The sequence below is a fragment of the Desulfoluna butyratoxydans genome (assembly GCF_900699765.1).
Taxonomy (GTDB): domain Bacteria; phylum Desulfobacterota; class Desulfobacteria; order Desulfobacterales; family Desulfolunaceae; genus Desulfoluna; species Desulfoluna butyratoxydans.
Genome location: NZ_CAADHO010000003.1, coordinates 713966 through 728654, shown reverse-complemented (window position 1 = coordinate 728654; position 14689 = coordinate 713966). Strand labels below are relative to the sequence as shown.

The following is a 14689-nucleotide window of genomic DNA, read 5'->3' as shown; positions in this document are numbered from 1 at the left end:
GTGCGGTGGCCGGAGGGCTTTGGTGCCCATGATGGTTTACGAACAGTTCGCAGGATGGTTAAAGAAAAAATGTCCTCAAACGAAAAATGGCGGGGCAAGCCCCGCCATCTTTATCATAATCTATGCATCATCGGTGGGCCCTTGGGCCTCCCCCGAATCCTCTTCCGGGGCATCGGGCTCATGGGGTGAGCCCTCCTCGGAAGCATCGGCCTCGGGGGCTTCGCCCCCGGCCCCCTCAAGGGCCTCGGCCTCGTCGTCTTCTTCCTCTTCCTGCCACGGCAGGCGAACCGCCCCGGCCACATGCTCCCCGTCGTCCAGACGGAAGAGCTTGACGCCCTGGGTGTTTCGACCCACCACGGAGACGTCTTTGACCTTGATGCGGATAAGCTTGCCGCTGTTGGTCATCATCATGACGTCGTCCTCGTCGTCCACGAGGAGCAGGGAGGCCACGTTGCCGTTCCGCACGGAGGTCTTGATGGAGATGACCCCTTTGCCGCCTCGGCCCCTCAAGGGGTACTCCTCGACGGGCGTACGCTTTCCGTAGCCGTTTTCCGTGACCATCAGCACCTTCTCCCCGGGATGGAGGACCTCCATGCTCACCAGGTAGTCGTCATCCACGAGCCGCACCCCGCGGACGCCCTTGGCGCTTCGACCGGAAGCGCGGACATCGGTCTCTTTGAACCGCACCGCCTTGCCCTCACGGGTGGCCATGAGAACATCCATGGCACCGTCGGAGAGACGGGCAGAGACCAGTTCGTCGCCGTCGGCAAGGCCCACGGCGATGATGCCCCCTTGTCGGGGACGACTGTAGGCCATGAGGTCGGTCTTCTTCACCGTGCCGTTGCGGGTGGCGACCACCACGAACTGACCTTCCTTGAACTCGGGCACGGCCAGCACCGTGGTGAGCTTCTCGCCTTCCACAAAGTTGAGGAAGTTGACGATGGCCCGCCCCTTGCTCGTCCGGCTCGCCTGGGGAAGCTCGTAAACCTTGCTCCAGTAGACCCGGCCGAGGTTGGTGAAGAAAAGGAACATATGGTGGGTGGAAGCCACAAAGAGCTTCTCCACGAAATCGTCATCACGGGTGGCCATGCCCACGCGGCCCTTGCCGCCCCGGCGCTGGCTCTCGTAAACGCTGATGGGCGTGCGCTTGATGTACCCGCGGGTGGAGACGGTCACCACCATGTCCTCTTCTTCGATGAGGTCCTCCAGGGAAATATCGCCGGTGGCCTCCACGATCTTGGTGCGGCGCTCATCGGTAAACTCTTCCCGGATGGTGGTCAGCTCGTCTTTGATGATGTTGAGCACGATGCGCTCGCTGCCCAGGATCTCCTTGAACCAGGCAATGTCCTTCAAGACCCCTTCGTATTCTTCCAGGATCTTTTCGCGCTCCAGGCCGGTGAGGCGCTGCAGTCGCATGTCCAGAATGGCCTGGGCCTGGAGGTCGGAAAGGCCGAAGCGGCTTTTCAGTCCCTCTTTGGCCTCCACCGGGTTCTTGGACTTGCGGATCAGGGCCACCACCTCGTCAAGGTTGTCCAGGGCGATCTTGAGGCCTTCCAGGATATGGGCGCGGGCTTCTGCTTTCCGAAGGTCGTAGACCGTCCTTCGGACCACCACCTCTTTTCGGTGCAGCAGGAAGTGATCGAGGAGCTCGCGAAGGGTGAGGAGCTCGGGCCGGTTGTTCACAACGGCCAGCATGATCACCCCGAAGCTGCTCTGCATCTGGGTGTGCTTGAAGAGCTGGTTGATCACCACCTCTCCCATGTGGTCCCGCTTGACCCCCATGGCGATGCGCATGCCCTTTCGGTCGGACTCGTCCCGCACGTAGCGGATGCCTTCGATGACCTTGGCCTTCACCAGCTCGGCGATCTTCTCAATGAGACGCGCCTTGTTCACCTGGTAGGGCAACTCGTGGACGACGATGGTCTCGCTGTCGTCTTTCTTGGCCTTTTCAATCTCCACCTTGGCGCGGATCTTGATGATCCCCTTGCCGCCTGTGTAGGCTTCGCGGATCCCCTTGCGGCCGTAAATAATGCCGCGGGTGGGAAAGTCCGGCCCGGGGATGTACTCCATGAGTTCTTCGCTGGTGAGCGCCGGGTTTTCGATTAAGGCACACACACCGTCGATGACCTCCCCCAGGTTATGGGGGGGAATGTTGGTGGTCATGCCCACGGCAATCCCTGAGGAGCCGTTCACCAGGAGGTTGGGGAACTTGGCGGGAAGCACCGCGGGTTCGAGAAGGGATTCGTCGTAGTTGGGAACCCAGTCCACGGTCTCTTTGTCGAGATCCGCCAGCATCTCATGGGCGATCTGCCGCATGCGAACTTCCGTGTATCGCATGGCCGCGGCCGAGTCGCCGTCGATGCTGCCGAAGTTGCCCTGACCGTCCACCAGGGTGTACCGAAGGGAAAAGTCCTGGGCCATACGCACGATGGTGTCATACACGGCCGTATCGCCGTGGGGGTGATACTTACCGATGACATCACCGACGATACGCGCCGATTTCTTGTAGGGCTTGTTCCAGTCGTTTTTCAACTCCCGCATGGCAAACAGAGACCTGCGGTGTACCGGTTTGAGTCCATCCCGGACATCGGGAAGGGCCCGGCCGATGATGACGCTCATGGCATACTCGAGGTACGATTTTTTCATCTCGGTCTCGAGGCTGATATGAGGAGAGCTTTCCAGTTGAGTCATAGGGTTCACTACCTTCATCTGCTAACGTGCATGTCCAAAGTCGCAATGGCACCTGTATCCGAAAAAACCGACAATCGGAAATTCGTGACGGCCTCGCAAACGTTGGGGACTTTCGGGAAAAAACCCCCATGCAGGGAAACCGGCCGTTGAGGCCGACCCGCTGATCGGGGCATATCGGGCAGGAGAGTGCACCCCTGCCCGCCTGGCCGGCGCACGTCACGAATGGCCGACCCGTTTTTTTCCTGAAGTCCCTTGCATTTAAAATTCATCGCCTCGGGGACCCGAAGCGCCCGGTTTCACGGGCTATACAGGAAGAAGCCATCCAGTGGGGGATGGCTACTCGTCAAGGTTTTCTTCCGAGACCTCATCAAGGTGGATCCGCGTTTGTCCGTCGGGCTCCACAAGGCTTTTGTAACTCTTATTATATATATCCGATAAGGTCAAAAAAAAGGTGACCACCAGGGGGCCGTATATGATCCCGAGAATTCCGAAAAGCTGGAGTCCGCCGATAATCCCCAGAAAGACCAGGAGGGTATGCATCTTGATACGCTTGCCCACCACCGCCGGTTTGAACAGGTACTCCACGCCCCCGGAGAGGATCCCGTAGATCATCAGGACGGCAATCCCCGCCCCCATGCGCCCCACGACCATGAGCCAGACAGCCGCAGGCAGAAAGATGATCCCGATGCCCACGATGGGCAGAAAGGCGAAAAAGGCCATGAGCACGCCCCAGAGAACCGGGGAGCGAAACCCCAGAAACGCAAAGACCACGCCCCCGACCATCCCCTGGATCATGCCGCTGATACCGTTGACCACCAGCACCGCCCCTGCCATGTCCTTGAACTTGACGAACAATTTGGTGTCCTGATCGTCGGGCAGCGGCGACAGGTCGATGATGTACTGAAGCAGGCGCTGACCGTCCAAAAGCAGGTAATAGATGATGATGAGCATCAAAAAGAAATGGATGACAAACTTCAGCAGGTTGGAGGCAACGGCGTTGGCCTGGTTGAGGAGCGTCAACCCCACGGACTTGCCCATGTCCGTGATGGGCTGGATGAGCTCGTCAAAGGTGAGGCTCAAATCGAAGTTGGCCAGGATGCTGTTGATCCGACCCAGGATGTTCCGGGAAACAAAAAACTGCTTGACCGCGTCCACCACCTCCGGGCTCACGGCCCTGACATAAAAGTTGTGGACCTCGTTGGCCAGGACCCCAACAAACAACACAATGGGGACAAACAGAACCAGAAAAATAAGAATGCAGGTAAAAAACGAGGCGTACCTCGGAGGCACCCGGCGCTTGAAAAGGGTGTACACGGGAAAGAAAACACCGCTGACCACAGCCCCCATGACAAGCACAGAGACAAAAGGCCACAGCAGTTTTCCAAGCAGAAACAGCGAGATAAGAAAAAGGATCAGGAAAAACCAGAGAATCAGGTCGCGGGGTGTCTTGTCCAGCATAGAAATAAAGATCCACACCCCCGGGCATGGCCCCGGCTAAAGGGCTCATCGGGGTGTCATGGGCCGTAAAGGGCGGGACCGACATATCCGGCCTAACCGCCCCCCGGCTGAAATGGGCTACTTCCGAAGGATCGAGAACACACCCGCAAAGAGCAGGGTTTCGTAGATCACAACGGGAAGTAATGCGTGACCGAAAAGGGCAAAGACGATGCCGCCGCCCATAATGGCGGGAACACCGGAAAAGATCATGATACCAGCCTTCTGTGCCTTGTCCATCGTATCAAAAGCCTCCTTGGTTTAAGCAGCATATCGCAAAATCAATCGATTTTCCCTTAAATCGAGTGATTTACATGTAACAACAACGCCCTCCCAAGTAAAGCAAAAAAGCCCCGGGCAAGGGATCTTGGCGAGATGTCAGATGGACGAAAAAGGGTGCGCGCCCCTTGCCAACGTCCACCGACAGCCGACACACAGGAAAACCGCCTTGAAAAAAGGGCAGATACCTGCAGGGACGCCCACACACAAACGCCGGGGCGCCTCCGGCCTGTGAAGCAGGACCGAAGCGCCCCGGCGCAAGATGCCGTGGGCAAAACCACCCAGGGACGATTTTGTGCTTGCGAACTTACCGCTCGATCACCATGGCCATACCCATGCCGCCGCCGATGCACATGGAAATCATGCCGGTGGCAAGATTTTCCCTCTGCATCTGGTACATGCCGGTGACCATCTGGCGGGCCCCGGTGGCTCCGATGGGGTGGCCCAGGGAAATGCCGCTGCCCAGCTGGTTGGGCTTGTCCACGGGAATGTTCAGCTCCCGCATGCAGCCGATGGCCTGGGAGGCAAAGGCCTCGTTGAGTTCAATCATCTCAATGTCGGCAACGCTCATGCCCAGGCGGCCCATGACCTTCCGTACGGCCGGGATGGGCCCCAGACCCATGTACGCGGGATCAAGGCCGCCGGACGCAAACCCCTTGATCTTGACGATGGGGGTAAGCTCCAGCTCTTTGGCCTTCTCTTCGGTCATCAGAAGGACCGTTGCCGCGCCGTCGTTGATACCCGAGGCGTTGCCCGCGGTGACAGACCCGTCTTTTTTGAAGGCAGGACGCATGCGGGCGAGTTTTTCCATGGAGGTCTCCATGGGCCGCTCGTCCACGTTGAAAATGGTGTCCCCCTTGCGGCCCTTGATGACCACATCGGCGATCTCGGGCTTGAACACACCGGTCTTGATGGCACCCAGTGCCCGGTTGTGGGAGAGCAGGGCCAGCTCGTCCTGCTCCTGGCGGGTGATGCCGTATTTTTCAACGATGTTCTCGGCGGTGATGCCCATGTGGTAGCCGTAGAAGATCTCGTAAAGGCCGTCAAAGACCATGAGGTCCGTAACCTGGCCCACGCCGGTAAGCTCCATGCGATGGCCCCATCGCGCCTTGGGCAGGGCCATGGGGGCATTGCTCATGGACTCCATGCCCCCGGCCAGCACCACCTCGGCCTCACCGCACATGATGGACTGGGCAGCAAGGGCAATGGCCTTCAGGCCGGAGCCGCATACCTTGTTCAGGGAAAAGGTGGGGGTCTCCTTGGGAAACCCGGCACGGATCATGGCCTGGCGCGCAGGGTTCTGACCCTGGCCCGCCTGGAGCACGTTGCCCATGATCACCTCGTCCACCACAACGGGGGTGGCGGACTCATCCCAGTCGCGCCCCTTGGCTTCCAGCTCGGTGATGCCCTGGTCTTTCAAAGCGTCGGGACAGGCTGCCCGCATCTCATCACTCAGGTCGGGGCGGAGGCCCGCCTTCTTCAGGGTCTCTTTCATGACCACGGCACCCAGGTCGGCCACACTGACACTCTTGAGTCCGGCACCAAAGGTTCCGACGGCGGTCCGTGAACCGCTGACAATCACAACATTTTTCATGGATTCCTCCCGTTTGTATATTTTGTCATGACTCTGCGAACGTTTCTGCTATGATGAAAAGCTTGATGATCACGTGCGAAAACAGGCGTCGCAACAGCCTGTTTTATCGCACCAAGATGTAACAGAACCGCTAACAAAAGACAACATACGTCATGTGCCTGATCCTTGTTTCCCTAAAGAGTCACCCGTCCTTTCCTCTCATCATCGCCGCCAACCGCGATGAGTTCTATGCCCGCGAAACCGCCCCCATGGCCTGGCACGACAGCGCCCCGCCCGTCCTCTGCGGCACCGACCTCAAAGAGGGAGGCACCTGGATGGGCGTCACAGACACCGGCCGGTTCGCCGCCCTCACCAACCACCGGGACCCGTCCCGCATCAAGCCGGACGCCGCCTCCAGGGGCTGGATCGTCTCCGAGTTCCTGAAAGGGACAGACCACGCCCCGGCCTTTGCCGAAGCCCTGAGCCGCACCCGGCACAACTACAATGGCTTCAACCTCCTCTTCGGCACCGTGGACCGCCTCTACCACTACAGCAATATCTCCGACACCCTCACCGAGCTGCCCCCCGGGGTCCACGGCATCAGCAACGCCCTGCTCAACACCCCCTGGCCCAAGGTGGAGACCGGAAAAAAAGAACTGGGCGCCCTTGACCACCCCGACGAAGAGGCCCTCTTTTCCCTCCTTGCCGACCAGGCCGTACCCGAGGACGCCCTCCTCCCCGACACCGGCATGACCTTAGAATGGGAACGCATCTTAGGCCCCCTGTTCATCCACAGCGAGGTCTACGGCACCCGCTCCAGCTGCCTTGTTACCCTCAGCGCAGACCGCACCCTCACCGCCACGGAGCGCACCTACACCCCCGCCGGTCCTGCCGACATCAACGGCGAGCGACGGTTTCAATTCTCGGTATAGGACGCCTCCGGCGGCCAGGTGGGGGCACCTGGAAACCCTATGGCGAATGCATGAAGGCAGCCATTCAGCCTGCGTTATCGGGGCATTCGCGTGATGTGTGACATCCGGCAACCGTCTTTGCAAGAGAGGCCCATTTCATTCTTCTAAAAACTCGATGAAGAACTTTGGGGTTCGCTTGACTTTAAGCGGAATGACTCCGGCGGCGAGGATGGCGAAAAGAGACCTTTTTTATTCTTTGAAAAACAGACATGGGAAAGGGCACCGAGGGCTAACCGTTGAAACAATGGCGAATGTGATTTTCCCTGAGAAACGAAGGGGAAAGCGCATTTGCAACCTGCTTTCAAGGTGGCACACCTTGCCGCCGGCAATGCGGTTAAATCCACAATGGAGAAGTGGCAACAACGTATCCTGTTACGTCGAAGCTTGTGAACCAGCCAGCATATATGTCGGGCGAAGCCCGAGCCGAAGGCCCTTGCGCTTTGGCCCGAGGAACGAGGGACAAAGCGCAAGGGCTATATGCTTTCGAGGTGGCTCACCTCGCCGCCGGAGGCACGCTTTTTACCGGTCACTTTAACCATAGAGGGCATCCCTCTTAGCGTTTCTTTTTTGTCCTTGAAATCATCTCTTTCCAGGCGGAAAGGCGGGGACCGACCACGGACTCATAGCCTCGATCGGTGGGGGTGTACCAGCTCTTGTCGCTGATCTCGTCGGGGAGGTACTGCTGGGGAACGAAGCCTCCGGGGTAGTCGTGGGCGTAGCGATAGCCCTCTTTGTAGCCCAGGTTCTTCATGAGTTGGGTGGGTGCGTTGCGGATGTGCTTGGGAACGGGAAGGGAGCCGCCTCTGTCCACCTCTTCCCGCACGGCGGCAAGGGCGGTGTAGACGCTGTTGCTCTTGGGGGCGGTGGCAAGGTAGACCGCGGCCTGGGCCAGGGCGCGCTCGCCTTCGGCGGCACCCAAAAATTTGTAGGCTTCCATGGCGTGCAGGGCCATGGACAGGGCGGCAGGGTCGGCCATGCCGATGTCTTCGGTGGCCACGGCAGCCATGCGTCGAGCAATGTAAAAGGGGTCTTCCCCTGCCTTGAGCATGCGCACCATCCAGTAGAGGGCCGCATCCGGGTCGCTGCCCCGCAGGCTCTTGTGGAAGGCGGAGATGAGGTTGTAGTGCTCGTCGCCGCTCTTGTCGTAACGGACGGCCTTGCGCTCCAGGAGGGTCTCGGCGTCGGCCAGCACCACACGGCAGCCTTTGCCCGCCTCCATGCGCTTTTGCTCCACCATGATCTCCAGGGTGTTGAGGGCCGTTCGCACATCCCCGTCGGCCATGCGCACCAGGTGGTCCAGGGCCTCGTCGTCCACGGCCACGTCCATGCGGGCCAGCCCGCGGTCCTTGTCCTCCATGGCACGTTTCAGCACCTTGAAGATGGTCTCGTGGGACAAAGGCTTCAGGGTCACCACGCGGACACGGGACAAAAGGGCGGGGATCACTTCAAAGGAGGGGTTTTCCGTGGTGGCGCCCAGCAAGGTGATGAGCCCGCTCTCCACATGGTAGAGAAAGGCATCCTGCTGGGCTTTGTTGAACCGATGGATCTCGTCCACAAAAAGAACGGTCTGACGCCCTTTGAGGTTGCGCTCCTTCTTGGCCTCGTCGATGACAGCCCGCACGTCCTTGACGCCGGAGAGTACCGCCGAGATCTTGATGAAGCGGCACTTGGTCTCGGAGGCGATGATGGAGGCCAGGGTGGTTTTACCGCAACCGGGGGGGCCCCACATGATCATGGGGAAGATGTGGTCCGTGGCAAGGGCGCTTGAAATAAGGCCCCCTGCCCCGGTGAGATGCTCCTGGCCAAAGACGTCCGCAAGGGTCCGGGGACGCATGCGCTCGGCCAGCGGCGCGTTTAAGTTGCCGTGTTCCTCATTTCTGTATTCAAACAGATCCATACCCACCCAAATTTCGTTAGACGTATGCCTTCTATGGTCAAAGTCGCAAAAAGAAGAATGCCTCCGGCGGCGAGGTGAGCCACCTCGAAAGCTTATTGCCGCTGCGCTTTGTCCCTCGTTCCTCGGGCCAAATCGGAACGGCCTTCGGCTCGGGCTTCGCCCGAGACATATGCTGGTGGTTTATACGAGCGACACGACAAGCCTTGAGGGGTTAGGACTCGTTATCGTAACCCGTTGCTTATCAGGTTTAACCGGCCTCTCCGTGGCGACCAGGAGGGGGCACCTGAAGCCCCTATTATCGGCGGCACCACCGCCGGGCCCCTCGCAGCTTCCGCCGTAAAAGCGGAAACCGAGGGGACTAAGGGTTTATCACTGCCCGTCGCGTTTCAATTTCTTGAGCCGCTGCTTTTCCCGCTCTTTTTTCTTCTGGATCTTGTTGCGGCTCTCCTTGTCCTTGTGCCCCTTGTTCCGGGTGTTGGTGTTCTCCTCGGGCTTGGGCCCGAACTCCATGCGCCCGGTCTTTTCCCGGAAGATGTGTTTGATGGGCGTCTGATCCAGGCCCGTAAAATCACGAATCTGGTTCATGAGGAACCGGCGGTACGAGAAGTGCACCGCATCCGGGTAGTTCACAAAGGAGACAAAGGTGGGGGGCTTCACAGACACCTGGGTGTTGTAGAAGAACTTCAGCCGCTTGCCCTTGTGAAGGGGGGGCGGGGTCCGCTCCGTGGCCCACTCGATGATGCGGTTCGCATCTCCGGTGGAGACGCGGGTGTTGTACTGATCGTACACGCTTCGGATCTGCCCGAAGATCTTCTCCACGCGCTGGCCGGTGAGGGCCGAGATGGTTGTAAAGGGGGCAAAGGAGAGGAACTTGGCGCCCATGTCCAGGCGTTCCTTGAACAGTTTGGGGTTCTTCTCCCGCTCGGGAACAAGGTCCCACTTGTTGAAGACGAAGATCACCCCGCACCCTTTTTCATGGGCGTATCCGGCCACGGTGACATCCTGATCGGTGACCCCTTCGGAGGAGTCGATGAGGATCAGGGCCACGTCACAGCGGTCCATGCTCTTGATGGCCTTTAAGACGGAGAACTTCTCCAGCTTGTCCTTGACCTTGCCTTTTCTCCGGATTCCCGCGGTGTCGATGAACCGGTAGAGCTGGCCGTCGCGCTTGAGCATGGTGTCCACGGCATCCCTGGTGGTACCGGCCACGTCGCTCACCACCAGGCGCTTCTGCCCGGTGAGACGGTTGATAAGGGATGATTTCCCGGCGTTGGGGCGTCCCACCACCGCCACGTTGACGATCTCCTCTTCCTCTTTGGGGTAGGCCGCCGCCTCGGGAAAGGAGGCCACCAGGTCGTCGAGGAAATCAGGCACGCCGTAGCCGTGCTCGCCGGAGACCGGATAGGGGTGGTCGATACCCAGGGAGTAGAAGTCGTAGAGGTTCTCCTCCTGCTTCTCCCCGTCGATCTTGTTGACCACATAAAACACCTTGGGATGGGACTCCCGGAGGATGGTGACCAGGTCGCGGTCGTAAGGGGAGATCCCCCCTTTTCCGTCCAGGACCATGACCACGGCGTCGGCCTCGGCCACAGCCTGGGTCACCTGGTCCCGAATGGCGCCCGCAAAGGCGTCTTCGTCGTCGATGAGGTATCCGCCCGTGTCCACCAGCAGAAACGGGGCGTCGTTCCAGAGGGCTTCGCCGTAGTGGCGGTCCCGGGTGACACCGGGCATGTTGTCCACGAGGGCCGTCCGGCTTCGTGTGATGCGGTTGAACAGGGTGGATTTGCCCACATTGGGGCGTCCAATGATGGCGACGATGGGTTTCATGGGTCGTGTCCGTATGGAATTAATATGGGAGGGTACCGGCGCGGGCGCCTGAATTGAACATACAGGGTTGCATGGAACATGTCACCCTTTTCCAAGAAAGGGCGGCCTCGCCTGATTTTTCCCCACACAAAAAAGGGGCTGACTGGATTTTCAGTCAGCCCCTCATGAAATCAAGTGGCGTCCCCAAGGGGATTTGAACCCCTGTCGCCGGCGTGAAAGGCCGGTGTCCTGGACCAGGCTAGACGATGGGGACATCGTGGTGGGTCGTACTGGGCTCGAACCAGTGACTCTCTGCTTAAAAGGCAGATACTCTACCAACTGAGTTAACGACCCATATGTTCTTTGATCGGGTCTTAAGGCGAAATGGCGTCCCCAAGGGGATTTGAACCCCTGTCGCCGGCGTGAAAGGCCGGTGTCCTGGACCAGGCTAGACGATGGGGACACATGGTGGGTCGTACTGGGCTCGAACCAGTGACTCTCTGCTTAAAAGGCAGATACTCTACCGACTGAGTTAACGACCCGTAATGCGCCTTAAAAGACTCTAAAATGCAGTGTGGCGTCCCCAAGGGGATTTGAACCCCTGTCGCCGGCGTGAAAGGCCGGTGTCCTGGACCAGGCTAGACGATGGGGACGCATGGTGGGTCGTACTGGGCTCGAACCAGTGACTCTCTGCTTAAAAGGCAGATACTCTACCGACTGAGTTAACGACCCGCTGCGTCTCAAAGACTCGAAGCTTATACTCAACTTGTGACGCAGGTGTCAAGCCGAAAGTCACATAAAAATGACGATTCGTGCAGACACGCGACACAGCACCGCCCTAAACCGGTGCATTCACCCCAGATAGAGGCTCACCCCTTTTATTTGCGCCAGAACTCCGGCACCAGAAAAATGATGACCGTATAGATTTCAAGGCGCCCAAGAAGCATGCACCAGATAAGGAGCCACTTCCCCCCCTGGGGGATCAGGGCGAAGTTTTCCGCGGGCCCCACCAGGCCAAAACCGGGCCCGATGTTACCAATACAGGAACCCACCGCGGTAAAAGCCGTGACAAAATCCACACCCATGCCCGCCAACACCGCAGAGCAGAGGGCAAACAGGCCCACATAGATGCACACAAAGCCGATGATGCTGCGCATGACGTCCTCGGAGACCGCCTTGCCACCCAGCTTGATGGTGGCCACGGCCCGGGGATGGATCAGCATATAGAGCTCCCGGTAGCAGTACTTCAGGCAAAGCATCACCCGCACGATCTTCATGCCGCCCCCGGTGGAGCCCGCCGAGGCCCCGATGAACATGCACAGAAAGATCAGCACCTGACTCAGGCCCGGCCAGAGCTCGTAATCGGCCGTGGCATAGCCCGTGGTGGTAATAATGGAGACCACCTGGAAAGAACCGTAGCGAAAGGCCTCGGGAAGGCTCTGGTAGACGGTGCCATAGATATCAAAGGTCACCGCCACGGAAAGGCCCAGCACGATTATGAGGAACCAGCGGCACTCGGAGTCCTGCCAGAATGCCAGGGTGCGGCCCCTCAGCATCTGGTAATGAAGGGAAAAGTTGATCCCGGCAAGCACCATAAAGACGATGATCACCCCGTCCAGGTAGGCGCTGTTAAACCCTGCCACCGATGCGTTCTTCGTGGAAAAGCCCCCCGTGGGCATGGTGGTGAATGTGTGGCAGAGGGCATCATAGAGGTCCATGCCCCCGAAGAGGAGAAGCACCACCTCCACCACGGAGATCATGGCGTACACCTTCCAGAGGATGGAGGCGGTCTCCGAAAGCCGGGGCTTCAGCTTATCCGGCACCGGGCTCGGCACCTCTGCCTTGTAGAGCTGCATGCCCCCCACCCCCAGAAACGGGAGAATGGCCAGGGAGAGGACGATAATCCCCATGCCCCCGAGCCACTGAATCAGGCTCCGCCAGAAGAGGAGCCCCTTGGGCACCGCCTCGATGTTGGTCAGCACGGACGAGCCCGTGGTGGTGAAGCCGGACACCGATTCGAAAAAGGCGTCCACAAAATGGGGAAAGGCCCCGCTTATATAAAAGGGAAGAGCTCCGTAAAGCCCCACCACGGTCCAGCCCACGGCCACGATGGCCATGCCCTCCCGCTGACTGATATTGTCGAAGCTGGTGTCCCGGCACACCAGAATGGCAATGGCACCGGAGACGGTGGTAAACCCCGCAGAGACTGCCAGGGCGGCAAGGTCCCCGCCCCCGTAAATCACGGAACAGATCACGGGCAGGAGCATGCAGAGCCCCAGCGCAAAGAGAAGGAACCCGGTAATGTAGGTCACGACAGGCCAGCGCATCAGAAGAACTCCAGCTTGACGGTGAGCATTTTTTCAATGCGGGGAACGGCTTCGCGCGTGGCAAAGATGATCACCCGGTCTTCGGGCTTGATCACGCTGTCCCCGGACGGAATGATCACCTCGTCGTCGCGGATGATGCAGATAAGCAGCGCGCCCCGGGGAAAGGAGACCTTGCTGATGGGGGTATCCACAATATCCGAGGTCTGGAGGGCCACGGCCTCGATGACCTCGGCCTGCTCACCGTGGACGCTCATGGCCGAAAGCACCTTGCCTTTTCGGATATGCTGCAGGATGGAGTTAATGGCCGAGAGCCGCGGGCTCACCACCTGCTCCACACCGATGCTGGCCATGAGAGGCATGTAGCTGAACCGGCTGATCTTGGTGATGGTGTTGTCCGCCCCCACGCTCCGGGCAAGCAGGGAGACAAGGATGTTGGTCTCCTCGTCGTCGGTCAGGGAGACCACAAAGTCCATGTCCTTGATGTTTTCTTCCAGGAGCAGGCTCTGGTCGGAGCCGTCACCGCAAAGGACCACGGCGCGGTTCATGCGCTCGGCAAGGTACCGGCAGCGATCCGGGTTTCTCTCCACGATCTTGGTGTGGATGTTCTTGCTCTCCAGAAGGTCGGCCAGGCGCGTCCCGATGAGCCCGCCCCCCACGATGAGCACCCGGTTCACGGGCTTCATGCGGCGGTTGAAAAATCGCAGGACGTCATTGAGCTTGGTGTCTTCACTGATAAAATAGACAAGATCCCCCAGCTGGAGCACATCGTTGCCGTGGGGAACAATGAGCTGCCCCTTGCGCACGATGGCCGCAATAAGGGGCCGCACGCCCCCAAGCCGGGAAGAGAACTCGGCCAGCCTGAGACCGTCCAGGGGACTCCCCTCCTCCAGCCGCATGCCCACGATCTTCACCCGGCCGCCTTCGAACTCACCCACGTCCACGGCCCCGGGCACCCGCATCAGGCGGTAGATGGTCTTTACCACCTCGATCTCGGGGTTGATGATGGTGTCGATATGGGGCGCACTGGTCCTGAAGTGCTCATGGTAGGCGTCGTAATCGCCCAGACGGATGCGGGCCAGTTTTTTGGTGGCAGGTGAGAGGATATCGCAGGTGAGGCAGGCCACCAGGTTGGTCTCATCGCTGTCGGTGACCGCCAGCATGATATCCGCCTTTTTCACTCCGGCGTCAATGAGGACCTCCGGGCTGCTGCCCGAGCCCTTCACAACCTGCACGTCCAGGTTTTCAGAGACCCGTTTCAGGGCCTCGTCACTGGTGTCCACCACCACGACATCTTTATTTTCAAGGGAGAGGCGACTGGCGATGTGAAAACCCACCTCACCGGCTCCTACAATAACGATCTTCAAGCAGTATCTCCTGATCTCATTGGTTTCGGCATTTCCCCCCCGCGCGCCGTCGCCCCCCTCCGGCCTGTCCTCAAACAGGCCCGGTACCGTCAAGGCACCGATGAGCCCTTACGGCAGCCACCAACAAAGACACCCGCAGGGCGGGTGGTGGGTTGCGGCTGGCCCGTAAAACGGCAGCACGTGCGTTATTCTCCATAGCCTTCAGGAGGTTGCATGGAAAAACGCCTGCAATATATCGCTATGTCATAGCCGATTCGCCAGCCGAGGTCAAACGAATGACCACATGG

The 14689-nt window shown here is 59.4% G+C and carries 9 protein-coding genes and 6 tRNA genes; 1 reads left to right on the top strand and 14 read right to left on the bottom strand.

What is annotated here, in order from left to right; all coding sequences use genetic code 11:
- Positions 1 to 120: 120 nt before the first annotated feature.
- The 4 genes from gyrA to MSL71_RS11950 all read right to left on the bottom strand — a co-directional run bounded on the left by gyrA (position 121) and on the right by MSL71_RS11950 (position 6058).
- Positions 121 to 2691: a DNA gyrase subunit A gene (gene gyrA, locus MSL71_RS11965; RefSeq protein WP_180140541.1), complete on the bottom strand. Its 2571-nt coding sequence runs from the start codon at positions 2689 to 2691 to the stop codon at positions 121 to 123.
- 336 nt (positions 2692 to 3027) lie between these two features.
- Positions 3028 to 4149, bottom strand: a complete 1122-nt coding sequence (locus MSL71_RS11960; RefSeq protein WP_180140539.1) for an AI-2E family transporter — start codon at positions 4147 to 4149, stop codon at positions 3028 to 3030.
- A 117-nt stretch (positions 4150 to 4266) separates the two neighbouring features.
- Positions 4267 to 4425 (bottom strand): hypothetical protein, encoded by a 159-nt coding sequence (locus MSL71_RS11955; protein WP_180140537.1) that lies wholly within the window; start codon positions 4423 to 4425, stop codon positions 4267 to 4269.
- Between the two features lie 346 nt (positions 4426 to 4771).
- Positions 4772 to 6058, bottom strand: coding sequence for a thiolase family protein (locus MSL71_RS11950; RefSeq protein ID WP_180140535.1), 1287 nt, complete (start codon positions 6056 to 6058; stop codon positions 4772 to 4774).
- Positions 6059 to 6210: 152 nt separating this feature from the next.
- On the opposite strand from MSL71_RS11950, the gene MSL71_RS11945 reads away from it, so the two are divergent.
- Positions 6211 to 6969, top strand: a complete 759-nt coding sequence (locus tag MSL71_RS11945) for an NRDE family protein (protein ID WP_180140533.1) — start codon at positions 6211 to 6213, stop codon at positions 6967 to 6969.
- Positions 6970 to 7561: 592 nt separating this feature from the next.
- On the opposite strand, the gene MSL71_RS11940 is transcribed toward MSL71_RS11945, so the two are convergent.
- The 10 genes from MSL71_RS11940 to trkA form a co-directional block, all read right to left on the bottom strand.
- A complete protein-coding gene (locus MSL71_RS11940) occupies positions 7562 to 8905 on the bottom strand; it encodes a replication-associated recombination protein A (protein WP_180140531.1) in 1344 nt (447 codons plus the stop codon).
- Between the two features lie 369 nt (positions 8906 to 9274).
- Positions 9275 to 10732 carry a ribosome biogenesis GTPase Der gene (gene der, locus MSL71_RS11935; protein ID WP_180140528.1) on the bottom strand — a complete coding sequence of 486 codons (1458 nt, stop codon included), beginning with the start codon at positions 10730 to 10732 and terminating at the stop codon, positions 9275 to 9277.
- A gap of 175 nt (positions 10733 to 10907) precedes the next feature.
- A tRNA-Glu gene (locus MSL71_RS11930) sits at positions 10908 to 10985 on the bottom strand.
- A gap of 4 nt (positions 10986 to 10989) precedes the next feature.
- Positions 10990 to 11065, bottom strand: a tRNA-Lys gene (locus MSL71_RS11925).
- A gap of 31 nt (positions 11066 to 11096) precedes the next feature.
- A tRNA-Glu gene (locus MSL71_RS11920) sits at positions 11097 to 11174 on the bottom strand.
- A 3-nt stretch (positions 11175 to 11177) separates the two neighbouring features.
- A tRNA-Lys gene (locus MSL71_RS11915) sits at positions 11178 to 11253 on the bottom strand.
- A gap of 33 nt (positions 11254 to 11286) precedes the next feature.
- Positions 11287 to 11364, bottom strand: a tRNA-Glu gene (locus tag MSL71_RS11910).
- 3 nt (positions 11365 to 11367) lie between these two features.
- Positions 11368 to 11443: transfer RNA gene (locus tag MSL71_RS11905), tRNA-Lys, on the bottom strand.
- Positions 11444 to 11589: 146 nt separating this feature from the next.
- A complete protein-coding gene (locus MSL71_RS11900; protein ID WP_180140526.1) occupies positions 11590 to 13038 on the bottom strand; it encodes a TrkH family potassium uptake protein in 1449 nt (482 codons plus the stop codon).
- On the bottom strand, positions 13038 to 14402 hold the full coding sequence (gene trkA, locus MSL71_RS11895) for a Trk system potassium transporter TrkA (protein ID WP_180140524.1): 1365 nt from the start codon (positions 14400 to 14402) through the stop codon (positions 13038 to 13040). Before trkA ends, MSL71_RS11900 begins: the two co-directional genes overlap by 1 nt.
- Positions 14403 to 14689 lie beyond the last annotated feature (287 nt).